26 protein-coding genes, 2 pseudogenes and 1 riboswitch are annotated in these 23,545 nt (G+C 42.0%); of the genes and pseudogenes, 10 read left to right on the top strand and 18 right to left on the bottom strand.

The window, feature by feature from the left end; all coding sequences use genetic code 11:
* On the top strand, positions 1-226 hold a 226-nt coding region (locus L4C54_RS20520), incomplete at its 5' end, for an integrase core domain-containing protein (protein ID WP_428809608.1).
* 93 nt (positions 227-319) lie between these two features.
* Here the strand turns inward: L4C54_RS20520 and L4C54_RS20525 are convergent.
* The 3 genes and pseudogenes from L4C54_RS20525 to L4C54_RS20535 all read right to left on the bottom strand — a co-directional run.
* Positions 320-525: pseudogene (locus L4C54_RS20525) on the bottom strand (lipopolysaccharide kinase InaA family protein); the annotation flags it as partial.
* A gap of 500 nt (positions 526-1,025) precedes the next feature.
* Positions 1,026-1,209 (bottom strand): annotated as a pseudogene (locus L4C54_RS20530) (LbetaH domain-containing protein); the annotation flags it as partial.
* A 591-nt stretch (positions 1,210-1,800) separates the two neighbouring features.
* Positions 1,801-2,502, bottom strand: coding sequence for a 3-deoxy-D-manno-octulosonic acid kinase (locus tag L4C54_RS20535; RefSeq protein ID WP_428809609.1), 702 nt, complete (start codon positions 2,500-2,502; stop codon positions 1,801-1,803).
* A 112-nt stretch (positions 2,503-2,614) separates the two neighbouring features.
* Here L4C54_RS20535 and L4C54_RS20540 point away from each other — a divergent pair, with 112 nt between their 5' ends.
* Both L4C54_RS20540 and L4C54_RS20545 read left to right on the top strand, forming a co-directional pair.
* Positions 2,615-3,688, top strand: a complete 1,074-nt coding sequence (locus L4C54_RS20540) for a glycosyltransferase family 9 protein (protein WP_428809610.1) — start codon at positions 2,615-2,617, stop codon at positions 3,686-3,688.
* A gap of 11 nt (positions 3,689-3,699) precedes the next feature.
* A complete protein-coding gene (locus L4C54_RS20545) occupies positions 3,700-4,473 on the top strand; it encodes a glycosyltransferase family 2 protein (protein ID WP_428809682.1) in 774 nt (257 codons plus the stop codon).
* A 38-nt stretch (positions 4,474-4,511) separates the two neighbouring features.
* On the opposite strand, the gene L4C54_RS20550 is transcribed toward L4C54_RS20545, so the two are convergent.
* Positions 4,512-5,549: a glycosyltransferase family 9 protein gene (locus L4C54_RS20550; protein ID WP_428809611.1), complete on the bottom strand. Its 1,038-nt coding sequence runs from the start codon at positions 5,547-5,549 to the stop codon at positions 4,512-4,514.
* Between the two features lie 115 nt (positions 5,550-5,664).
* On the opposite strand from L4C54_RS20550, the gene coaD reads away from it, so the two are divergent.
* Positions 5,665-6,162 carry a pantetheine-phosphate adenylyltransferase gene (coaD, locus tag L4C54_RS20555; protein ID WP_428809612.1) on the top strand — a complete coding sequence of 166 codons (498 nt, stop codon included), beginning with the start codon at positions 5,665-5,667 and terminating at the stop codon, positions 6,160-6,162.
* Between the two features lie 35 nt (positions 6,163-6,197).
* On the opposite strand, the gene mutM is transcribed toward coaD, so the two are convergent.
* From mutM to radC, 5 genes are all read right to left on the bottom strand, one after another.
* A complete protein-coding gene (gene mutM / locus L4C54_RS20560) occupies positions 6,198-7,007 on the bottom strand; it encodes a bifunctional DNA-formamidopyrimidine glycosylase/DNA-(apurinic or apyrimidinic site) lyase (RefSeq protein WP_428809613.1) in 810 nt (269 codons plus the stop codon).
* 42 nt (positions 7,008-7,049) lie between these two features.
* Entirely contained in the window at positions 7,050-7,529 is a 480-nt protein-coding gene (locus L4C54_RS20565; protein WP_428809614.1) for a hypothetical protein, read from the bottom strand.
* A 193-nt stretch (positions 7,530-7,722) separates the two neighbouring features.
* Positions 7,723-7,890 (bottom strand): 50S ribosomal protein L33, encoded by a 168-nt coding sequence (gene rpmG / locus L4C54_RS20570; RefSeq protein ID WP_002535344.1) that lies wholly within the window; start codon positions 7,888-7,890, stop codon positions 7,723-7,725.
* Between the two features lie 13 nt (positions 7,891-7,903).
* The gene (gene rpmB / locus L4C54_RS20575) at positions 7,904-8,140 is read right to left on the bottom strand and encodes a 50S ribosomal protein L28 (RefSeq protein WP_017036316.1); all 237 of its coding nucleotides are present in this window, start codon (positions 8,138-8,140) and stop codon (positions 7,904-7,906) included.
* A gap of 295 nt (positions 8,141-8,435) precedes the next feature.
* Positions 8,436-9,110 (bottom strand): RadC family protein, encoded by a 675-nt coding sequence (radC, locus tag L4C54_RS20580; RefSeq protein ID WP_428809615.1) that lies wholly within the window; start codon positions 9,108-9,110, stop codon positions 8,436-8,438.
* Between the two features lie 221 nt (positions 9,111-9,331).
* Between radC and coaBC the strand changes: the two genes are divergently transcribed.
* The 4 genes from coaBC (at position 9,332) to lpxM (ending at position 13,233) form a co-directional block, all read left to right on the top strand.
* Entirely contained in the window at positions 9,332-10,537 is a 1,206-nt protein-coding gene (coaBC, locus tag L4C54_RS20585) for a bifunctional phosphopantothenoylcysteine decarboxylase/phosphopantothenate--cysteine ligase CoaBC (protein ID WP_428809616.1), read from the top strand.
* Between the two features lie 140 nt (positions 10,538-10,677).
* Positions 10,678-11,268: a nucleoid occlusion factor SlmA gene (gene slmA / locus L4C54_RS20590; protein ID WP_428802796.1), complete on the top strand. Its 591-nt coding sequence runs from the start codon at positions 10,678-10,680 to the stop codon at positions 11,266-11,268.
* Between the two features lie 21 nt (positions 11,269-11,289).
* On the top strand, positions 11,290-12,237 hold the full coding sequence (locus tag L4C54_RS20595; protein WP_428809683.1) for a Kdo(2)-lipid IV(A) acyltransferase: 948 nt from the start codon (positions 11,290-11,292) through the stop codon (positions 12,235-12,237).
* Between the two features lie 36 nt (positions 12,238-12,273).
* Positions 12,274-13,233, top strand: coding sequence for a lauroyl-Kdo(2)-lipid IV(A) myristoyltransferase (gene lpxM, locus L4C54_RS20600; protein ID WP_428809617.1), 960 nt, complete (start codon positions 12,274-12,276; stop codon positions 13,231-13,233).
* 100 nt (positions 13,234-13,333) lie between these two features.
* Here lpxM and pyrE read toward each other — a convergent pair whose 3' ends face one another.
* Both pyrE and rph read right to left on the bottom strand, forming a co-directional pair.
* Positions 13,334-13,975 (bottom strand): orotate phosphoribosyltransferase, encoded by a 642-nt coding sequence (pyrE, locus tag L4C54_RS20605; RefSeq protein WP_428809618.1) that lies wholly within the window; start codon positions 13,973-13,975, stop codon positions 13,334-13,336.
* Positions 13,976-14,121: 146 nt separating this feature from the next.
* The gene (rph, locus tag L4C54_RS20610) at positions 14,122-14,838 is read right to left on the bottom strand and encodes a ribonuclease PH (RefSeq protein ID WP_428802799.1); all 717 of its coding nucleotides are present in this window, start codon (positions 14,836-14,838) and stop codon (positions 14,122-14,124) included.
* Positions 14,839-14,990: 152 nt separating this feature from the next.
* Here rph and L4C54_RS20615 point away from each other — a divergent pair, with 152 nt between their 5' ends.
* Positions 14,991-15,857: a YicC/YloC family endoribonuclease gene (locus L4C54_RS20615; RefSeq protein ID WP_428802800.1), complete on the top strand. Its 867-nt coding sequence runs from the start codon at positions 14,991-14,993 to the stop codon at positions 15,855-15,857.
* Positions 15,858-15,937: 80 nt separating this feature from the next.
* Here L4C54_RS20615 and L4C54_RS20620 read toward each other — a convergent pair whose 3' ends face one another.
* The 6 genes from L4C54_RS20620 to L4C54_RS20645 all read right to left on the bottom strand — a co-directional run bounded on the left by L4C54_RS20620 (position 15,938) and on the right by L4C54_RS20645 (position 20,783).
* Positions 15,938-16,891, bottom strand: coding sequence for a DMT family transporter (locus L4C54_RS20620; protein ID WP_428809619.1), 954 nt, complete (start codon positions 16,889-16,891; stop codon positions 15,938-15,940).
* Between the two features lie 219 nt (positions 16,892-17,110).
* Positions 17,111-17,488, bottom strand: a complete 378-nt coding sequence (locus L4C54_RS20625) for a hypothetical protein (RefSeq protein ID WP_428809620.1) — start codon at positions 17,486-17,488, stop codon at positions 17,111-17,113.
* 218 nt (positions 17,489-17,706) lie between these two features.
* Complete coding sequence (locus L4C54_RS20630; protein WP_428809684.1) at positions 17,707-18,030, bottom strand: PTS lactose/cellobiose transporter subunit IIA; 324 nt, start codon at positions 18,028-18,030, stop codon at positions 17,707-17,709.
* Between the two features lie 5 nt (positions 18,031-18,035).
* Positions 18,036-19,136, bottom strand: a complete 1,101-nt coding sequence (locus tag L4C54_RS20635; RefSeq protein WP_428809621.1) for a DUF871 domain-containing protein — start codon at positions 19,134-19,136, stop codon at positions 18,036-18,038.
* A gap of 25 nt (positions 19,137-19,161) precedes the next feature.
* Entirely contained in the window at positions 19,162-20,439 is a 1,278-nt protein-coding gene (locus L4C54_RS20640; RefSeq protein ID WP_428809622.1) for a PTS sugar transporter subunit IIC, read from the bottom strand.
* A 38-nt stretch (positions 20,440-20,477) separates the two neighbouring features.
* Positions 20,478-20,783: a PTS sugar transporter subunit IIB gene (locus L4C54_RS20645; protein WP_428809623.1), complete on the bottom strand. Its 306-nt coding sequence runs from the start codon at positions 20,781-20,783 to the stop codon at positions 20,478-20,480.
* Positions 20,784-21,113: 330 nt separating this feature from the next.
* On the opposite strand from L4C54_RS20645, the gene L4C54_RS20650 reads away from it, so the two are divergent.
* Positions 21,114-21,929: a MurR/RpiR family transcriptional regulator gene (locus L4C54_RS20650; protein WP_428809624.1), complete on the top strand. Its 816-nt coding sequence runs from the start codon at positions 21,114-21,116 to the stop codon at positions 21,927-21,929.
* 74 nt (positions 21,930-22,003) lie between these two features.
* On the opposite strand, the gene L4C54_RS20655 is transcribed toward L4C54_RS20650, so the two are convergent.
* Positions 22,004-23,374 carry an NCS2 family permease gene (locus L4C54_RS20655; RefSeq protein ID WP_428802803.1) on the bottom strand — a complete coding sequence of 457 codons (1,371 nt, stop codon included), beginning with the start codon at positions 23,372-23,374 and terminating at the stop codon, positions 22,004-22,006.
* A gap of 71 nt (positions 23,375-23,445) precedes the next feature.
* Positions 23,446-23,545, bottom strand: a riboswitch (purine riboswitch).

A 23,545-nucleotide genomic window follows, 5' to 3' on the forward strand; every position in this document is an offset into this window, starting at 1 on the left:
CTGTTGGGATAATAGCCCTATGGAGCGATTTTTTAGAAGCTTGAAGACCGAGTGGATCCCGACGGTAGGTTATCGTAGCTTTATTGAAGCACAGCAAGAAATTACTCGATACATAATTCAATATTACTGTCAGCTCAGACCCCATCAATATAATGGCGGGCTGACACCTAATGAGTCAGAACGGTTGTTCTGGTTAAACTCTAAGATCGTGGCCAATATTAGTTGACCACTACACAATCGACTTCTTCGTTACTTCAGGGGACACCAGCCCTTGGATAACAAAGGTAATTTCATCAAACTTCATATATTTCCATTGAACCTAACTCAACCAAAGAAGTAGACTATCGAAGCCTTTTAGACTCCAATGAATACTGCGTTTTTCATCTCTTTCTCAAACGATCACTTCAATCGGTCTAATTTCCCTTGCTTCCAGTTATTACCCTCTTGCTGGTAGCACTTATCAAAATCGATAACCCATAACACCTCATCAGTATCAATGAAAACATTGTGTATATTAAGTCGGGTTATGACTTGTCCATATCAACACTGACTTTAATGTTTAGACGTGTGTTTGCATGCATAATAAGCTTAGGATTGGGACCCGAATTCCGTGAATTATTATCCATATAAGGCACGTGAGGGACTCCATAAATGAACAATCATAAGTGTTATCTCATACTTTCCGAGTTAAAATCGGTAAAGTGTCATACTACTATAAAGTGATTTAAAAAGTGCAGGTGACAACGCTCAATCAATACTCAGATTTCAACACTTGGTAGCATGGAGCCTGTAGATATTTGGATACTGTTTAATGGTTTAGCGACGTTGATTCAGCCTATAATTGGCTCTTACCGTTAATCATCATGAGTACTATAGATATAGTGATTTCGGACTATAAGGTGTGAGTTCGTCGTGTTTTAGCATGTGCTTTAGTGTCGATATAAGCGTGGATATCTCAGAATCCATTTTTAACTCGTTGTTTCCGATAAAATCTCTAAAATCATAATTCCACCACTCTAATTCTATAAGTTGTCCTATCACTTGTTGAGAGAATCGGTATTTTATTACTTTAGCTGGCACCCCACCCACTACAGCATACGGAGGAACATCTTTTGTTACGACAGAATTGGCCGCAATTACAGCACCATCACCAATCGAAATCCCTTTCTTAAACAAAACATCATTAGCAACCCACACATCATTACCTATTGTTATTCCTTCTGCTTCTTGAAAAGAAGAGAATTGATAAGATGATTTTTTTAGGTACCTTGGTCGAGAATAAGTTATGTTAGAGGTGGTAAATCGCTCTAAAGGATGTGTAATCTCCATCAGCCTTACATTTGAGGCTATACTTGTATATCTACCAACGCTAGCATCAACGCTAAGGCTTGAACCTGAGTAGGAAAACGAACCTATAGAGAATAAGTTTCGACCAGAACAAAATCTAGAGTATGGCTCAATCTTTATTTCATGGTCTGGTAAAGAAAATAAAGACAAGAAGCTTTTCTTTGGTAGTAGTATGTTTTTTTTGTACATTTCTTGTCTAAGAAATGGATTTATAAAGATTTTTCTGCTCATTATCAAAACTCAAATATGGGGTCGCACCCAGTATTATAGAAAAAAATGATAAGGTTATCTATAACTGGGTTATTACTCCAAAACTGATGGAGTGTTCCATTAGAGGAGTTATTGACAGCTACTCTTTGGCTCTTCACGTTATAAATGGATTTCAAGATATCAACGGCCTGACTGCAATCATGTAAATCATCAGCAAATCTGAAATTCTAGATATATACCGTATTAGCTAGTGATACCTTTAAGTATATCTTCAAAACTGTCTGATACCCATTTGATTTGGCGCTTGTTTAACTCTTTCTCAAACGATCGCTTCAATCTGTCTAAGTTACTCGGCTTCCAGCCATTACCCTCTTGCTGGTAGCACTTATCAAAATCGATAATCCATACCTTCTCATCACTATCGATAAGAATATTATGGATATTAAGATCAGTATGATTCACCTGAGCATCGTGCATTTTTTTAATCTCTGTCCCTATCTTTTGATAAACCGTTTTGGATAGCGGCTTTTCCTGTAAAATAGCCACAAGATCACGAGCATTCACAATTTTTTCACTCAAGAGATCAGCTTGATAGGTAAACCCTGAACGAACTGCTCTTGCAGCAATAGGACGTGGCACATTGACCCCTGCATCGATCAATTGATTCAGTAACTGAAACTCTTGATAGCTGCGTGTTCTGTTCCAGCCAATAAATATATAACTATCAGATACTAACTTGCCAAACAAACCACCTCGGCGGTAGTGACGCAATGCAGCTTCCGTCTTTTCGGTTTTGACAAACCAAGTGGTGCCCCTGCCCTCTGCACTCCCAATAACCTTGTTATTTTGCTTCCAGAACTCTGGCTCAAACACTTGGGCGACTGGCTCTGACAATAATAGCTCGTCATAGCAAATTATTTGATTATCATTCTGTACTGTTTTCATAGAGGGCTTTCTGCTGATCACTAGGATTCGCTTAGTAATATTAGGAACCATTTTACATTTATTATGTTGGTCTGCATAATTCCATGTTCATTATGACTACTTGATTCTAATCATGGCCTTATTTACCTCAGCCCCATCGTCTATCTGCATACTCCGTTTATCCGCGATTGGTGACGTATGCAATACCATTGCCGCCGTTCAAGCTATCCAAAAGCAGTGGCCAACGACACGGATCACGTGGGTGACCGGGGCACTGGAAGCAAAGCTTCTTGCTGGCATTACAGGCGTTGAACTGATTGTTTTTGATAAAAAAAAAGGGTGGCATGCTTACCAAAAGCTTTGGGCTGATCTTGCTAACCAACACTTTGATGCACTACTTCATATGCAATATGCGTTTCGAGCCAGTATTGCAACGTTGGGGATAAAGGCCACTTATAAGCTTGGTTTTGATGCCAAGCGTAGTCAAGATTTTCAAACTCTTTTTACCAATGTCAAAGTTCCTTCACCTGAAGGAGCCCATGTTCTCGATGGGCTACTCGCATTTGCAGAGCACTTAGGTATCAAAGATGTCCAGCCCAAATGGTCACTGCATTATTCTGGACAAGATGCGACATGGGCAGAAAAACAATTATCGAGTTCGAAACGAAATTTAGTTATTGTACCCGGTGCCAGCAAGGCCTATAAAAATTGGCATGCAGAAGGCTATGCTAAGGTTATTGAGCATGCGACTCAGGCTAATTGGAATATTATACTGGCCGGTAGCCCTGCCAACGTTGAAACTGACTTAGCCCAGCAGATCACTGATTTAACTAGCTGTAGTACAAGTATCAGCAACACCGGTATCAACAATTTGGTTGGCCAAAGTTCATTGATGCAAATGTTGGCACTGCTAGATAAGTGTGATTTGGTGATCGCCCCTGATACTGGACCGGCTCACATGGCGAATGCCGTAAATACTCCTGTTCTTGGGCTATATGCTCACCATAACCCAAAACGTACAGGGCCTTACCAGTATCAAGACTATGTTGTGAGCGTTTGGGAGCAAGCTATTGAGCAACAGACAGGAAAGCTTCATACTGAACAAGATTGGCGATCTCGTGTCAAAGATAAAGATGCAATGAATTTAATTACTTCACATCAGGTTATTGATATGTTTAACCTGATCTGCCGAAAAGAGTCTCTGTAATGAACAATACGATCAAGCGATTCAGCATTGCAGCTGTGATTATTACCAAAAATGAACAAAGTTCTTTACGTCAATGTTTAGAGAGTCTTCGTTGGGTCGATGAAATTATTATTGTCGATTCTGGCAGTACAGATGCTACAGAATCAATCGCAAGAGAGTTTACAGAACATTTCTATGTAAATGCGGATTGGCCTGGCTTTGGTAAACAAAAACAGCTTGCACAGAGTTATGCTAAAAGTGATTGGATTCTGGCGGTAGATGCGGATGAACGTATTGATGAAATTTTACGTGATAATATTCTCGATATGCTGCAATCCCCGCCAGAAAATACCATGTTCGATCTCAATGAGCTCACATGGGTCTTTGGTCGCTTTCTTAAGCATTCTGGTTGGTACTATCGTCACGTTCGCTTATATCCAAATAGACTGACGACATACAACGATAACTTAGTCCATGAGTCAGTTATTATCCCTAAAGATTGTAAAATAGCAGAACTAGACGGTGATATTCTTCATTACTCATACCAAAATATAAACCACTATTTAGTGAAATCAGCTGGATACGCCAAAGCTTGGGCGGATCAACGCCAAGCCAAAGGCAAGAAAGCAACACTTTCACAGGGCTTCATACATGCTCTTGGATGCTTTTTGAAAATGTACGTACTTAAACGCGGTTTTCTAGATGGTAAGCAAGGCTTTCTTATCGCAGTACTTTCTGCGCACTCAACCTTTGTTAAATATGCAGACTTGTGGGCAAGAGATAACGATCCAAACTATAAATCTTAAGATAAAGAAGCTTGAGATATTCTCAAGCTTCTTTATCTCTATTGACGAATAACAGATGCTATCCAAGGTTTTAGTTCTACTAAAACCTTCCCAACTTCTATACGAGCCATATCTTCTTGACTAGTTTTATCCACTGCTTCTGGCGGACAAAAAGCAATATGATGGCCTTCAGAATTAATTGGTTTCCAACGTAATGGTGTTGCGGATCGTTTGCTTGGGAAAAAACCAACCGTTGGTATATCAATGGTGGCCGCAATGTGCAGTGGCCCTGTAGAGCCAGCAATAAACAGGTTGGCGCAGGCGATTGATTTAGAGAAGTCGACTAACCCATCATTGTTATCGTATAGCACAGCGGAGTGACCTTGCTGTTCAATCAAGACTTTTAATTCTGCTGCTTTTTGTTCTTCCCCAGGCCCCGCTGTAAGAATCACTTCACTTTCAAACTCTAAGCCGCACACAAGTCGAGTGTACTGCTCGAGTGATAGGTTATTGGCCGAACCACCACTGCCAGCATGGATAAACACCCAAGGCTTACTTTGGCTCAGTTTAAGTTGCGCCGCCAATTTCTGTCTCTGCTGCTGTAACTCTTCAAGATCAAAACTTAAGAATGGAGCTTCAGGTTCAATAATACTTTCACCGGCATCGTTCAAAAACGCGCGGATTAGATCTAAATTGTATTCAAACTCAGGTTTAGTCGATTGAGAACGCTTCTGTTTAATTCGATGATTATAAAAAATCTGAGCTAACTTAGTTGCAGGAGCTAGCCGGTATGGAATGCGAGCTTTCCACACAAGTAGTGCATTATAAGTCGTAGAAAATAAGCTGATAGAGGCGTCAAACTGCTGCGCCTTAATATCTGAGACTAACTGCTTCTGATCTGATTTACTGGCTTTATCAGTCGGATCAATCATTACTTCATCAATCCAAGGGCAAAGCTTCGCAAGTGCTACCGTATAGCTCGGCACCAAAGCGGTGATATGACAATAAGGCATTGATGATTTCAACATGGCGAAGCTTGGCCATGCCAACATAAAGTCACCAATTTTGTCATTTCTAATTACTAGCAGCTTTTTCATATCCAACTTATCTTCTGTTACTCACAATTCACAAACTCTATACTACCTACTTCAATAGGTAATTTTGAGCCTTTTTGTTAAGATTGAACGAGATATAACATAGTGAGTAAATATTGTGACTAAGAAACGCCTCTCTCGCGTCATCTACCCTGGTACTTTTGATCCTATTACTAACGGGCATCTTGACCTTATTGAACGAGCAGCTGAGATGTTTGATGAAGTGATCATAGCTGTTGCTGCAAGTCCCAGCAAAAAGACGATGTTTACCCTAGAAGAGCGAGTTGCATTTGCGACAGAAGTGACTAAGCACCTAAAGAGTGTCTCTTCAAAAGGTTTCTCTGGTTTAATGGTTGATTTTGCACGGGATGAAAAAGCAAACGTCCTGATCCGCGGGTTACGAACTACGGTCGATTTCGAATATGAGTTTGGTTTGACCAACATGTATCGACGATTAATGCCAGATTTAGAGAGTGTCTTTTTAACACCAGCAGAAGAGCACGCTTTTATATCTTCAACGATCGTACGTGAAGTAGCGATACATGGTGGCGATGTTGACCAGTTTGTACCTCAAGTTGTTGCTGATGCCCTACATAAAAAAGGCTCAGCAAAGTAGCAACGAATTACTCTCACTCGCTGCTATAAACTTCATTACACTTGGCACTGGGAGCAAAAGAACGTATTTCGTTGTCCTATTTTTTGCTCTTCAATTTTCTCGCCACAACTAGGGCAAGCTTCACCTGCTTTGCCATAGACTTGGAGCTCTTGCGCAAAATAACCAGGTTTGCCATCCGCTTGAGCAAAGTCTTTAAGTGTCGTACCGCCTTGCTTAATTGCGGTAGCCAGCACCTCTTTGATATTCGCCGTTAGCTCAACCCACTCATTGAGCGCCAATTTATTCGCTGGTCGTAATGGGTGGATACATGACGTAAACAAAGCTTCATTCGCATAGATATTCCCTACTCCAACCACGACCTTGTTATCCATTATAAATTGCTTCACTGCTATTTTTCTGACTTTGGCTTTATCTGAAATATACTCAGCATCGAACTCTTCGGTTAGCGGTTCAGGGCCAATGTTTTCTAACACCGAGTGTGACTCTCCTTTCTCCATCCATAACCAACAGCCAAATCGACGGGGATCGTTATAGCGTAGTACTTTGCCATTCGTCAGCTTAAGATCAACGTGATCATGTTTGGCAGCTTCAAAATCAGCATCTAGAACTCTTAACGAACCAGACATACCCAAATGCACAATCGCATTGCCAATGTCAGTCTCGATGATCAGATATTTAGCTCTACGAGAGATAGTTCGAATCACCTCACCTTCAAGTTGTTTTAATTCTTGAGGAATGTCCCAACGAAGCTTTGGCGTTCGAAAAGTGAGTGATTGAATGGTTTCGCCAATAAGATGAGGACTAATACCCATTCGGCTTACTTCAACTTCAGGCAACTCGGGCATGAGTTACAACTCCTTGATAAATTAGGTTATAGAAACGGTGTCTTAATAATTGGGAAGTAAATACTGAGTTTCGACAGAAAGGGCTATCCATTTATCCTGCCAATTCTTTAATAGCCAGAACTGTGGTGTTTGATAGTAAGTGATCCTTTGAGGCTCTTCTTGATCGATATACCAAACCTCTATGGTTTGTGGGTTGTTCAGTGTCGAATTGAGTGTTTGTCTTGTATCGTCATCGACTTCTGTTCCAACTAGCGATTGCCATCGTTTAGCCAGTTCTTCGGGTGCAATATCACTCGACACACTAATTCGCCATCGACCTTGGTTCTTCTCTAGTGACCACTGACTAAAATGGAGTGACTGAAGCTCTTCGTTAGGGTTGAGTAAATATGGGTACGGACTTTGTGGTGGTTCAATCAAATAGGTTTTGATCATAGTAGGGAGATACAAAATACCAATGAACGCCACAATCGCCAGCATAAGCAGATTGTTCCAACGTTTTCGACGTGCGGGTGGTACTCGCATGATGGTTCCCTATAAATACAATCAATATGATTTGAGTATAAGGGATTGTAAAAGTGACTGCGAGAAAACAGGATTAAAAGAGGAAGGAAAATAGGTATGAAAGAATTTAGCGACAAAAACTAAAAAACCCAGCTCGAAAGCTGGGTTTTATGCAATCTTCTCTAAACAAGAAGCTTTAAAAAGTTAAAACCAATTACTTGATTTTAGCTTCTTTGTACATAACGTGTTGGCGAACTACTGGATCAAACTTTTTGATCTCAAATTTGCCTGGCATGTTACGTTTGTTCTTGTCAGTTGTGTAGAAGTGACCAGTTCCAGCAGAAGATACTAGACGGATTTTCTCACGAATGCCTTTAGCCATTGCTTAATTCCTCTTAAACGTTTTCGCCACGTGCACGGACATCAACAAGTACAGCATCAATGCCTTTCTTATCGATAATACGCATGCCTTTAGCAGTTAGACGTAGTTTAACAAAACGTTTTTCGCTCTCTACCCAGAAACGGTGAGTTTGTAGGTTCGGCAGAAAACGACGCTTGGTAGCATTGCGTGCGTGTGAACGGTTGTTACCCGCTACAGGACGCTTACCAGTTACTTGACATACTCGGGACATGAAATGTCTCTCCAAATCGTTTCAGCTCGATATCAACCTTGGTGGCCGAACCTCTCTATCAATTCTGAAAATAGAGGTAAAAACCAAAATGGAAAATCCATTCAAGGCTATCAAAGGTCGCGCATTATACTAACTTGACATGCATTGCTCAAGACCCGAACAGATCCTTTTTACAGAATTTCGTGATCTTTTTTTGAACATCGCAGCTTATTGAGTAATCGAGGCTGATTTAAGGTTCTAAAAATGTGGCGGGAATGATAGCAGATTTTTATCAACTAACAAGGCAAAATGTGATTCAAATCCATCCACGTTCTGCAAAAGAAACGACTTCGCCATCACCAACAACAAAATGGTCTAACACTCGAATGTCCACGAGTGACAATGCATCAGTTAATTTTCGAGTAATTCGTCTGTCCGCTTGGCTAGGTTCTGCAACGCCTGAAGGATGATTATGCGCCAGTATAATAGCGGCTGAATTATGCTCCAGAGCCCGCTTGACCACCTCTCTTGGATAAACTGACGCTGCATCAATCGTCCCTTCAAAAAGAATCTCATCTTTTATTACCCGGTTTTGATTATCTAGAAAAAGAACATGAAACGCTTCACGCTGGCGATCTCTAAGGACACTAGAGAGATAAAGCTTGGTTTGTTGCGGGCTACTTAATGCGTCCCCCCGCTTTAATGTTTCCGCCAAATAACGTTGAGTCATCTCTAATACCGCTTGAAGTTGAACAAATTTAGCCTCTCCTAAGCCTTTGTGATAACAAAACTGATCTTTCGATGCTGAAAATAGCCCACGTAACGACCCCATATCTTTTAAAAGGACATCTGAAAGCTCCAAAACATTCATCCCTTTGGTTCCAGTTCTGAGAAAAATAGCCAACAACTCAGCATCAGTTAACGAGCTAGGACCATTTGCTAGTAACTTCTCTCTTGGCATTAATTCTGCGGGCAGTGCTTTAATACTCATAAATAAACTAGCCACTATTTAATAATGAAATAATCAATGTCGATAGAATAGAAGTCACTCCACTATTAATCTTGCCCTTTGATATTCATTGAGAGAGAACAATTGGAACGATGTAACTGTGATGTTTATTGAAGAGGATAAACGTATTCGCAAATAAGGGGGCTAGGAACAAAACCGAGCTCCGTGTTATCTTAGCGACAGAATTTTCAAAGGAAAACATCATGCAAACGCTAGCAGGAAAAAAGATTCTATTAGGTATCAGCGGTGGTATCGCAGCTTATAAGTGCGCAGAGCTTACCCGTCGCCTTATTGAACGCGGTGCTGAGGTCCGAGTCGTGATGACCAATGCAGCAAAAGAGTTCATCACTCCGTTGACCATGCAAGCGGTATCTGGAAACCCTGTCTCTGAAAGCTTATTTGATCCTGCAGCGGAAGCCTCTATGGGCCACATTGAACTCGCTAAATGGGCTGATCTTGTTTTGCTTGCGCCAGCTACTGCTGATTTGATTGCTCGAATGAGAGCGGGAATGGGTAACGATCTTCTCAGTACGTTAGTACTCGCTACCGATTCGCCTGTTGCCGTTTCTCCCGCGATGAACCAACAGATGTATCAAAATGCAGCAACCCAAGAAAATATTACTGCTTTAGAAAAACGTGGCATGAATATTTGGGGGCCCGGTTCTGGTGAGCAAGCATGTGGCGATGTGGGTCTAGGTCGAATGCTGGAACCTATGCAGCTTGTCGAGCGATGTGAGGCATTTTTCTTACCGAAATCTCAGCCACTAGCGGGAAAGTCTGTATTAATTTCTGCAGGGCCAACTCGTGAAGCGATTGATCCTGTTCGCTATATCTCTAACCACAGTTCAGGAAAGATGGGCTATGCACTTGCAGATGCAGCGGTAAGACTAGGCGCTGATGTTACCTTGGTGAGCGGGCCAGTATCACTATCATCACCTCAGAGCGCATCAGTAGTGAACGTAGAAAGTGCTCAGCAGATGTACGATGCTATTCTAGCCAACGCGCCTTCTCATGACGTTTTTATTAGCTGCGCTGCCGTGGCCGACTATCGTCCCGAGATCATTGCTGATCAAAAAATCAAAAAAACAGCCGATAGCGATCAAATGAGTATCACTATGGTGAAAAATCCAGACATCGTCGCTTCCGTTGCTGCATTGACTGAAAATAGACCATTTACTGTTGGCTTTGCGGCAGAAACTCAAGACGTTGAAAAGTACGCACGCGGTAAGCTAGTTAAAAAGAATCTTGATATGATCTGCGCCAATGACGTTTCAATCGCAGGACAAGGCTTTAATAGTAATGATAACGCGATCACCGTGTTTGATAAGCAAGGTGAGCATTCACTTCCCCTTGCATCAAAGTCTCAGCTAGCGCATTCAATCATGATACTTATCGAGAAAAGCCTCTAACATCACTATTTTTGCTTTAAAGCTCAGCATTTTAATTGAAACACTACGAACTCAATTCACTGTTGGTTACACTAACCGTCCACCAACCGTGAATTACTATTACGTTCTATTTCTCAAGTTGTCATCAAAAGGAAAGGGTCATGGCCGGCACAAGAAAATCCAATCGTCGTGAAGAAATACTGCAAGCATTGGCACAAATGCTTGAATCAACTGACGGGGCATCTCGAATCACGACCGCCAAACTCGCCAAACAAGTCGGAGTTTCAGAAGCAGCTCTATATCGCCACTTCCCAAGTAAAGCACGAATGTTTGAAGGGTTGATTGAGTTTATTGAAGAATCGCTCATGTCGCGAATCAACCGAATTTTAGATGAAGAAAAAGACACACTAAATCGTATTCGATTAGTAATTCAGCTTATTCTGGCCTTTTCAGAGCGCAACCCGGGGCTGACGCGCATTCTCTCTGGTCATGCATTGATGTTTGAAAATGAGCGCCTACGCGATAGAATCAATCAACTTTATGAACGCATTGAATTATCACTGCGTCAAATATTACGTGAACGTAAACTGCGTGAAGGTAAGTCTTTTCCAGTCGATGAGTCGGTGCTTGCTGCTCAGTTACTCGGTCAAGTTGAAGGTAGCCTCAACCGCTTTGTTCGTTCCGATTTTAAATATCAACCAACCGCTAACTTTGAAGAATATTGGGCGCTACTAAGTGCTCAAATCCAATAGTTATTGGTATTAAGTACTATGATGAAGAATAAAAAATTCGACCAACCAGAATTTTCCCGCTCACTACTGCACCCTAAACATTGGTTAACATGGCTCGGGTTTGGTCTATTTGCTCTTATTGTGAATGTATTACCTTATCGCGTATTACTCAGCCTAGGCTATTCTATTGGGCTGCTTAGTATGCGTTTTGGAAAGAAACGGATTCATATTGCGACTCGAAATCTAGAGCTCGCATTTCCTGATAAGCCACAAGATGAAATTGAGGTGCTAGTCAAAGAAAACTTTAAAAACACTGGCATGGCTCTGATCGAAACTGGAGTTGCATGGTTTTGGCCAACATGGCGCTTTAAAACTTTGCTTGTTGATAAAGATACCGAAGTCATGAAACAATATGAAGAAGAGGGCAAAGGTGTACTGCTTTGCTGTGTCCATGCTTTAAGTCTAGAAATTACTGCTCGCGCATTTAGCGTCATTGGTTTGCATGGTTATGGTGTTTATCGCCCTCACCACAATCCTGTTTATAATTTCCTTCAATTTCGTGGGAGAACTCAAAACGGCAATAAAACCATCGATCGTAACGACCTAAAAAAGATGATTCGTGTCTTAAGAAATGGTGATCGCTTGTTCTACCTTCCTGATCATGATTATGGCCATAAAAAATCAGTCTTTGTGCCATTTTTCGCTGTTGATGAGGCTTGTACTACTACTGGTACTAGCATTCTCGCCTACACCAGTAAATGTGCGATTGTCGTCGGCTCTGGTTTTAGAGATTCAAATGGTAAGTACGAAATGATGGCGGATAAATCGGTAGAAGCCGACTATCCTCAAAAAGATGAAGTCGCCGCCGCAGCATACATGAACAAATTTGTTGAAGAGATTATCCTACGAGCTCCTGAACAATGGATGTGGCTGCATAAAAGATTCAAGTCTCTACCTGACAAGTCTCTGACTAATTCGCGATACAAATAGCCCTCACCACTATCAATTAAGTAGGTTTCTCTATCAATGAGCAACGTAAATAGCACAGATAAACATTTGCATGACCCCACTTTTGAATGGTCTTTCCTACACCCTAAACATTGGGGCACGTGGATTGCCGTCGTTTTTGGTGCTTTTTTGGCCTTTATCCCGCCTAAATTACGTGATGGGCTAGCCAGAAAGCTCTCAACCATCGCTGTTAGAAAAAATGGACGAGTAGTACGTCGCTCACGTGTAAATCTAGAGTATTGCTTCCCTGAAAAGAGCAATGAAGAGCGCCAGGAAATATTAGAAGAAACCTTCGTAAAAGCAGCTCAATATATGCTTGGGTATTCAGAGTTTATTGTTCGCTCGACAAAACATAATCAAAACCGTGGAATAATGATTGGAGAAGAAAACCTACTACCACTCCTTGATGCAGGTGAAAACATCATTATTCTTGCCCCACACGCATGGGCAGTAGACTACCCCGCAGTCATGCTTGCAGCTAAGGGCTATAAAGTAACCACCATCATGAAACCGCAGCGTAGCCCTATCGGCGACTGGCTAATGCACGTGCAGCGTATGCAATATGGAGGCCGTATTTTCGCTCGTGATGCAGGTGTGAAACCTTTTGTCCGTTCTATCAAAGATGGATACCTTGGTTACTGGTTACCAGATGAAGACTTTGGTCTTGAAAACTCAGTGTTTGTGCCCTTCTTTGCAACCGAGAAAGCAACACTAAAAGGATTTGGTAAAATGGCGCGTTTATCGAAGGCAAAAGTAGTTCCAATTCTGCCAGCATACAACGACAAAACCAGCAAGTATGAAGTGCATATTTTACCCGCAATTGAAGATTTCCCATCAGGTGATGAAGAAACTGATGCTCGTGCCATGAATCAAGCGATAGAGGACCTACTTCGGCCTCGTCCAGAGCAATACATGTGGAATTTATCACTACTAAAGACACGACGAGATGGTGTAGGTATATACGATAACTCTCACTAATATAAGACTGAATAGTCCTTTCTAACAATAAAAAGCCAGCTATAAACTAGCTGGCTACATCAGATATCTTCACTTAGTTTTGCGAGTAATCTTACTATATTTAGATTCCGTACTGCGCACGATACGCTTTTACAGATTCTAAATTCGCAGCATCCGTTCCCTTCTCTTCCAAGAAAGTCACTAGATCTGTAAGGCTTACAATAGAGATAATCGCACAGCCAAAGTCACGCTCAACTTCTTGAATTGCAGAAAGCTCACCTTTGCCTTTTTCCTGACGGTCAATAGCAACCAAAACACCCGCTAAATCCGCACCGTTCGCTTGAATGATTTCCATAGACTCACGAATTGCAGTACCTGCAGTGATCACATCATCGACCAGCATGATACGGCCTTCTAATGCACTACCGACCAAGTTGCCGCCTTCACCGTGGTTTTTCGCTTCTTTACGGTTAAAGCAGTAAGGTACATCAGTATCGTGGTGGTCCGCTAGAGCAACTGCTGTTGTTGTCGCAATAGGAATACCTTTGTACGCAGGGCCAAATATAACATCATAGTCGATACCAGAGTCTGCCAGTGCCGCTGCGTAGAAGCGACCCAGACGCGCTAAATCACGACCTGTGTTAAACAATCCAGCATTAAAGAAGTAAGGGCTCTTACGGCCTGACTTTAAAGTAAACTCACCAAATTTTAATACTTCTTTCTCTAGTGCAAACTCAATAAATTCACGTTGATATGCTTTCATGCTTCTCTCTCACCTTTCAATTAACTTTTACAAAACTCTTTTTACAAATAACTGTTTCTACTTTCTTCATTTAAATAACTTAACGTCTATCCAAAATAAAGAAGGCAAAAAAATAGCCTCTATAATATAGAAGCCATTTCAAAAAACTATTCAGCTAACGCCGCTTTCTGCGCTGCGACAATCTCGCTAATGCCTTTGCTCGCCGACTCAAGTAGAGCCATTAACTCTTCGTGACTGAACGGTTCGCCTTCAGCTGTACCTTGAACTTCAATCATCTTACCGCCTTCTGTCATGACAACATTCATATCGGTATCGGCTTTTGAATCTTCTACATACTCAAGGTCACATAAAATGTCTTTACCTAGAATACCCACAGAAACTGCAGAAACATGCCCTTTCATTGGGTTCTTTTTAAGCTTACCGCTTTCAATTAGAGACTGAAATGCATCGGCCATAGCAACACTTGCACCAGAAATAGCAGCAGTACGCGTTCCACCATCCGCTTGAATTACATCACAATCAACCGTGATCATAATTTCACCCATCGCTTTCAAATCGACAACAGCACGTAGGCTACGAGCAATCAGACGTTGGATTTCCATCGTACGGCCACCTTGCTTACCACTTGCCGCTTCACGGCGAGTACGCGTATGAGTCGCACGTGGCAACATGCCGTATTCAGCTGTTACCCAGCCTTTGCCTTGACCTTTTAGCCAGCGCGGAACGTTCTCTTCGATCGTCGCGTTACAAAGTACTTTAGTATTACCAAACTCAACCAATACAGAACCTTCTGCATAAGCGGTGTAGTTGCGAGTAATTTTAATTGGGCGAACTTGGTCCGCTGCGCGATCGTTTGGACGCATGGGCATCTACCTTTATCTGAATTTGACGGATTGAATTGGGGCAAGATTATATAGGAAATGTCGCTTGGAGGCGAGTAGCGGATAGCGTACCTGCCCGTTTGTGCTACTATTACGCGGTTAATTTTCACCATATATTTAGACAGGAAAATTCGATGATTTATAGTATGACCGCCTACGCGCGCAAAGAAGTAAAAGGCGATTGGGGCACAGCTGTTTGGGAAATCCGCAGCGTAAACCAACGTTATTTAGAGACTTATTTCCGCATGCCTGAGCAATTTCGAGGCCTAGAGCCTGTATTGCGTGAGCGTTTTCGTAAGCGTTTAGCACGTGGCAAAGTAGAGTGCAATCTACGCTTTGAAGCTAACCCTGCCGCGAAGGGCGACCTTTCCATTAATGAAGATCTCGCTAAGCAAGTCATCAGCGCAGCCAATCAAGTAATGAACCTAACTGGTGAAGAGAGCCGTTTAAACCCATTCCAAGTGATGAACTGGCCGGGCGTGATGGAAACGCCAGAGCAAGACATGAACAGCATTAATAAAGACCTTCTTGTTGGTTTTGATGAAGCAATCAAAGAGTTCATCGAAGCACGTGCAAGTGAAGGTGCAAACATGAAAGCGCTGATTGATCAGCGTTTAGTCGCGATTACTGAAGAAGTTGTGAAAGTTCGTGCACGCATGCCTGAAATTCTAGAGTGGCAACGTGAACGTCTACTGAAGAAGTTTGAAGAAGCAAACATCGAGCTGGAAGGTTCACGCGTGGAGCAAGAGCTAATCCTACTCGCTCAAAAATCAGATGTGGCTGAAGAGCTAGACCGTCTTGATTCACACGTAAAAGAAGCGAATGCAGTAATGAAAAAAGGCGGTGCTTGTGGCCGTAAACTTGATTTCATGATGCAAGAGTTTAACCGTGAATCAAACACGCTAGCTTCTAAATCTATCAGCACAGACATCACTGCATCAGGCGTTGAACTGAAAGTTCTCATTGAGCAAATGCGCGAGCAGATCCAAAATATTGAATAGTGTAAGCATCACTTTTAATCGTTAATAAAAAGCCCTGTATTACAGGGCTTTTTTAGATTTCTATATTGATGCTTACTCAGCTAAACCCTTAACTCTTTCATACAGTGTTCACAAACCACTGGCGCTTTAGGCTTACGTGAAAAAACAAACTTTTGCCAAAATGACGGTTCTGCCTTGGTAATCAGAATTCCCCCTAGAAGCGGAAGCATCAGGAGTAAAGACGTCATTGAGATACTGTTTCCAGCAATCAACGTTGACAAGCTCAGCGCTATCAACGGAAAGAATAGAAAACAAATCGATGCAGTAAATGGCGTCGATACCTGCCCAAGTTTAAAATAAGCAACAATTCCCCCTACACTTGCAAATACCCCTAAGTAAATCACTGCAGTTATTGAGTCAGTAGAGAAAGACGCTATATCTGGCTGCTCCATAAGCCAAGATGTTGCAAACAGCCCCACCGACGCCACTAGGCTCGGAATTGCATTGTAAGTAAGCACTGGAATACCGCGACAGTACTTCTCAACAAATACATACATTACAGCGTGGATCGCAACCGCACCACCAAGAGCAAGAAATCCTAGTAGGTAATCGTCCCCTCCCAAGTTCATTTCAGTCGCTAGAATCAGAACTAAACTAAGCACCGCGATCAACAACCCTGCAATTTGCAATTTTTTCAACCTCAGGCCAAGGAACAAACTTGAGGTAATCATTACGGCTATCGGCATATTGGCGAAAATAATCGAAGCGAGACCAGAAGAGATGTACTGCTCACCAAAAATCATCAAGGTAAATGGAATCGCGAAATAGAAAGTCGCGACCATTAGCATCCAGTATCGTTGTCCTTTAGGAAAAAACAGCGGTTGCTTGAGTTTTTTTGCCAGTAATATCAATAAAGGCGATGCAATCAAAAAGCGCAGCCCTGTAGCAAAGATAGGTGGAATACTTGCCACCGCGATTTCCATCGCTAGCCAAGTCGTACCCCAAATCAGGCATACAGATACAAATAATAGAGCGGTTAAGTGCTTATGCTTCATAATAACCCCCGAAAACTAGGGTGTTATTAGGGGTAGTAATAAATTGCAGGTAAGCGTATTGCGCCAAGCGTTGCGCAGTAGAGGTTTTCATTTCAAATATCATTTTCTTATTCCCATCACAGGATGGTGCAAATAAACGTCGTTATTTACACAGGTATCAAAATCACACGATCAATTCGTGCAAATGTAGTGGTGCGATAAATCGCAGAGAAATAAGAGTTAGGCGATGGGAGGTCGGTAGAGCGAATGTAAGCTAGTGCTATTGTAACTAATGGATATGCTCGATATCTGAGCGAATTGAGAAGAAGCGTGATAAGAACGTACTGTGGTTTCAACTAGGGCTGTAGTCGAGGTTTGTACATGGTTACAGCACTGTTTTTCAAAGCATGAACCACCTGGCTCACAACACCCAGATTCAGCTTTATCTTTCACATCCGCATTGAAACTACATCCACCCAAGCTACTAATATCCAACATGACAGTTTGAGTAGCTGAGTAATTAGGAGAGACTTCCGCACGAACTGCACCACTAAATAGCGTAATAGCTACTAATGCCGTCAACAGGAAATAAATTGTGGATGTGTATTTACTCATCATCACACGGTCTCGTCACTAAAAAGGTAGGGTGTGAAGATAGCGGGACAAGCAGTAATTAACAATATCCGTTGAGAAGGTTTTACACTTCTTTACCCTAAAAGCTGCTTTCCACAAGAACAACAAAGCTAGAGCATCATCATGCTCTAGCTTTTTAGTTAATACTACTTGTCAAAAGTTAAGCCAACTGACGTTTAGAGAACCGATTAGTGCAGCGGTCGTTATTTCTCACTTGGTAATTTTTTATAGATTTCGACAAACTCACTGGCTAGCTCTTTCATCAATACCGCATTCATCAAGTGATCTTGTGCATGAACCATCACCAAAGTCACTTTCACCTTACCTTCACCTTGGTCCAAACCAATCAGTTTAGTCTGCACTTCATGAGCAAAGTTTAAAAACTTACGCCCCTCATCCAAGCTTTGAGCAGCATTATCAAAGTCACCAATTTTTGCAAAGCGAATGGCTTGCATGTATTCACTCTTCGCTTGACCGGCATTGGTGATTAACTCCATGACAATCATTTCGTATTCTTCCGTTGTCATCGTCATTAGCTCACCTTCTCTATCAAATTAAATTTCTGCCACGGCTTCAGCTGCTCTAAAAAGCGTAAGTTCTCTTCGCTAATTCGACCAACCACGTTTGAACAGCCCGTATTGGTATAGTCTTGCAGGGCAATATGCATTTCACCGGCGTATTTGGTGTAATCGTTATTTTCGACAATCACATCTCCACGCTTAATTTCCGCTTTGGTCAAGTTTGGAACGATTCTTTCGCCTCTATAGATGTCACGAGTGTGCGTAGAGCGAATCGTATATGGGTTAATATCGCCACGAACCCAATGGATTTGGTCAAACAAAACCTGCTTTTCTAATTTCACCGCTTTGTCGTCCAACTCAACGTCTAACTCGACCAACTGATTATTCACCGCTGCAAGTTCAGCAAGCTCTTGCTCAGAAGCAAAGGCATTAGCAATTAAGACATCATCTACCACGCCGGAATGAAATAACTCTTTCGCTTGAGTTGAAATTGACAACTCACGATGATCTTCTACTGTGCAAAGTCCTTCTGAAACCGGCCAGGGACCAAGCGTTGCACTAGGTGCGTTAACAAAAGCCGCTACACGTAATCCTTCTTTTTGGAAGCGATGAGAGCGCTCAATGAAGTAGTTCCAACCCAGTCCTGAATATTTCTTTGGATAGAAGTTATGGCAACCAATCAGCTTATCTCTGTTAGGTTGGTAACTTAAAATATTCTCCAAGTACTCTTGCTCTGGGCTAATATTGATTTCAATCAGTAGATTATCTTTGTTAAAGGTCATCATCGCTTCTTCAAAGCCGGTGAAACCTTCATCTAAGCGAATACCCGTTAACCCCATCTCTTTGAAAAAAGCCAAATCATCATGGCGTAGATTCAAGCTAGTAAACACTTTTGGAGCAACATCAGCGAGAATCATCATGTTGTGTTTCTTAGCGTGCATAACGACGGCTTTAAACTTTTCTAGTACCTCTTGTGCATCACCGTCGGCGCACAATAAGCAAGTAAATAGTCGGTTATAACCATAGCTAGCCGCTAGATCGATGTAATCTTTAATCTCTTCAACACTGCTGTGTTCTGGGTAAACCGAAATTCCGATACGTTTTGTTTTCATGTCAATAACCTATTTTGTCTTCGGCTTAGTAATCTTCTGGGAGCGTCTTTTCATACATACGTACAAATGGTAGGTACATAATCGCTGAGGTAATCATCAATACAATGCTCAAAATGAAAGCACTAACACCTAAGTTTGTTGCTAAGAAAGCGCCGAGTGGAGCAGGTGTTGTCCAAGGAAGCAGTGTCACAACGGTATCAATCAGGCCCATCTTAGTTGCTACCCAAGCAATAGTTGCGTTAATCATTGGAATCACAATGAATGGTAGGAACAGCACAGGGTTCATCACCAGTGGCGTACCAAAGATAAGTGGCTCATTGATGTTGAAAATGCCTGGAACAATACTGAGGCGACCAATCTTACGAAGATGCTGTGTACGAGCCCAGAATGCCATAACAATAGTCAGTGAAAGCGTACAGCCCGCACCACCAATAAAGATGAAGTAATCCCAGAAACCTGCTACGAATACTCGTGATGCCTCTTCTCCGGCAACAATCGCGTCTTGGTTGATTTGTAGGTTGGCAAACAGGAATGGCGTCAATACACTCAATACAATTGTGCCACCGTTAATGCCTGCCACCCAAAGTAGTTGCACAAAGAACACCGCCATCAATAGTGCAGGAAGTGAGTCAGACACCATAACCAATGGTTGAAGGACAGTAATAACGAGCTGTGGAAGTAGTGTCACGGCGCCGTCAGTTACAAAGTCTATGGTTAGATTAATAGGGTGCAGCAACACCATAATAAGTGCTACAGGCACAATCAACTCAAACGATTTAGCAATTGCAGGAGGAACTGCCTCTGGAAGCTTAATAGTAAAGCCTTTCTCAATCGAAAGACGCATCACCTGAATAGCAATAATTGAAGTAAAGATAGCCGTGAATATACCTTTTGCATCAAGGTACTGAACCGACATCATTCCACCTTCAACAGGAGCTGCCACGAGCATCAGCGAGAACATGGACAACAGCCCACCAGTCACTGAGTGCAATTTATAGCTGGCCGCCAAACTGCTTCCTATACCAAATGAGATAAAGAGCGCCATCACCCCCATACTCACATAGAACGGCTGCATATACAGACCACGTGCTTCTTCAACCCACCCTGTATACCAAGCCGAATATAAGAAGTTACTTGGATCGGTTAGCGGTAAATTCAATAAAAGTAGTACAAACGAACCAGTCAGTAAGAATGGAATTGCATAGGCAAAGCCATCCTTCATTGCATTGAGATAACGAGATTGACTCACTTTTGCTGCCACTGGCATGGCGTGATTCTCAATCATCGACATTACTTTTTCCATAATACTGCTCCTTGGAATTGTTCTAATTGATTGAGAAGTTAGGCAATCAGCTCTAGTGCGTAATCAAGAACTTTCTCGCCATTCATCACGGCGTAATCCATAGGGTTAATCACTTCAACTTGCTTGTTGTAATCGGCAGCACGATTTTTAAACTCAGCGTGCATGTACTTCAATTGAGGCCCTAGAAGCACCACGTCATATTGCTGAATCATCTCGTTGAAATACTCAGAACCATATGCTTCGACTTCAACTTCAATGTTGCGTTGCTCAGCGCTTTTTTGCATTTTTTGCACCATCATGCTTGTCGACATACCAGCGGTACACATCAGTAGAATTTTTTTCATAATCACACCTTAATTTTCATTATTATTCGTAGAGTTGCTAACTAACTTAGCCAGCCATTACTGCTTTCGTTAGATACAGTTTCAAATAGAGAAAATAATTTTCACAGCAGATAAATATGAAACTATTGCAGGGGTCACAATGAATTATCTTGTTACATTTTCGAGGTTACAGGCTAACCAAGTGACACTCTAACCAGCTAATACATTGAGACTTGCAGATTCTTTGCTGGCAATTTAATTTACTAAGTGAATTAAAAACAACGTTGAAAATAATTTTCATAGCAGTGAAAATATGAAAATGGATGTGCCTCATATAAATCGGTATTAAACATGGAACGAAAAGATGCGCTGTCTCTCATTTTTGAGCGTCAGAATGAATTTAGCGATACAGAAAAAAAAATAGCCTCCGCAATCACAAGGGATGCAACGTACTTTTCTATCACGGGTATTTCACAACTTTCAGAAGCGATTGGCGTCAGCGCCGCATCTATTAGTCGATTTGCTCGTAAAATAGGCTTTGAAAGTACCAAAGAACTTAAGTTCTATCTGGCACAACAATCAGGAAACGGAGAAGTAGCCAGTATTGATGAAAGACTCGTAACTGATGGGTTTAACGTCCTATACGAATCCATTAGTACGGTTTTACTAAATAATGTGGTCACTCTATCAGGGAGCTATATTTCAATTCTGGCTAACTTTATCGAGCAGTCAGAACGTCTGTTCATATTTAGCAAAGATCTCGCGTTTTCTGGCGTGTTAGTTGATGCTGAGTATCGCTTTGCCAAGCTCAATAAAAATATCACAACCGCAAGTCATTCTGATCTCATCAGGGTACACAGCCACTCTATACGTTCATCCGATGTCGTCATTTGTATAGATATAGACGGGCAAGATGAGGATCTGCTGAACGTCATTATGGCTGGAAAAAAAGCGCAAGCGAGGACGGTGAGCGTCTGTGCGGCGATGTCAGCCATTACTCAACATGCTGACTTAGTCATTGCCATTAATAGTATGGATCTCACTAATGACAACCAAACCTTAGCTTACCGCCACCTATTGATGGCCTACCTCGACTCGATTGAATTTGAAATCGAAAGCAAAAGGCGCGCTATGTACGATGCATTGATTGAATCAACAGATAACTAAAATGCTCCCCCTCCAGAAACCAAAAAGCCAGAGCATCTTGCTCTGGCTTCCCAATATCAATCAATGTTTCAAGATTAAAGCAGGACCAAGTAAGTCATAAACAGCACACACAGCGCATAAATCACTGGGTGTACTTGTTTGCCTTTACCTGCAACAACCATAGTAAATGCATAGCTAATGAAGCCCATCGCCATACCGTTAGCTGGAGAGAAGCTCAGTACTGTAAACATGATGGTGAAGAAAGCGGCAATACGTGACTCTTTCTTTTCCCAGTTTATTTGTCCAAGACGACCAATCATGTAGATACCAACAACAACCATCGCAGGTGCAACCATCGCTGCCGAGAAAATTGAGAACAGTGGGTATAGGAATAGCGAGATTAGGAATAACCCAGCCACCATTACAGCCGCCAAACCCGTCTTCGCACCTTGAGAAGAAGCAATGCCAGACTCAGAGAAGGCCGTAATAGATGTCGTACCTAATACAGAACCAATCACCGTGCCGCCAGCGTCAGCAACCAGTGCAGAGCGCGCATTTGGCACCTTACCGTCTTTATCAATAATACCTGCATCACGGCCAACACCAACAATGGTGCTTAAACCATCAAAGAAATCGACAATCAAGAAGATGATAACGATAAACAGTAGGTCGAACATCTTCTCTGCCGTGAAGCCTGAGAAGTTAAAGATCGCACCAAAGCTGCCTTCCATGCTTGGTGGCATAGTGACAAATTGCTCTGGAATCGGCGCATGGTTAGTACCAAGAAAGATATCCGCCAGAATCGTTAATACAATCGCGGAGATAAACGAGATGAACGTTGCCAGCTTGATATCACGAACCATACAACCCAAAGCGATAAAAATACTCACGAAAGCAATCAATACTTGCGGGTCAGTAATATCGCCCATTCCCACTAATACAAATGGGTTTGAAACAATGATGCCAGCGTTTTTTAGGCCCAAGAAAGCAATGAACAGACCGAGTGAAACGGTGATTGCTAGCTTCAAATCCTCAGGAATCGACTCAATCATCGCTTTACGCATGTTGGTCATCGACAGAATCAGATAAAGCACACCTGATAGGAAAATACCAAACAGTGCTTCATGCCATACTAAGGCAACAGAACCACTAAATAACAATCCCTTGAAGAAGCCGTTCATGCTCATGCCCGGAGCAAGCATCACTGGGTAATTACCAAATATTCCCATGATTAGCGTAGCAAGTGCCGCTGCTAATGCCGTTGCTGTAAAAATCGCACCGCGATCCATACCTGGAATATCGCCAAGAATGGCTGGGTTCACTGCCAATATGTAGCTCATTGCTAAAAAAGTAATGAAACCGGCGTACAGCTCAGTGCCAATAGTGGATTTTCTTTCGGTAATTTTGAAGGTAGATTCAAGAATAGAATCAGACGCTCTCTTCTTGATTGCAGTATCGACGCTCACGGTGAGACCTTATTCAGTTAATTTATAAATCGGTGGGATTATCACGCTGAATATGGTTAAACGCTCAATACAAGCAACCAACATAGGACTGTAGCAACCGAGTTAGGCTCAGTAGTAGAAACGTTTAGACCAAATCACTAAACATATACAGTGCGATAAAACTTTGGCGCG

The sequence above is a fragment of the Vibrio lamellibrachiae genome (genome assembly GCF_050337265.1).
Taxonomy (GTDB): domain Bacteria; phylum Pseudomonadota; class Gammaproteobacteria; order Enterobacterales; family Vibrionaceae; genus Vibrio; species Vibrio kyushuensis.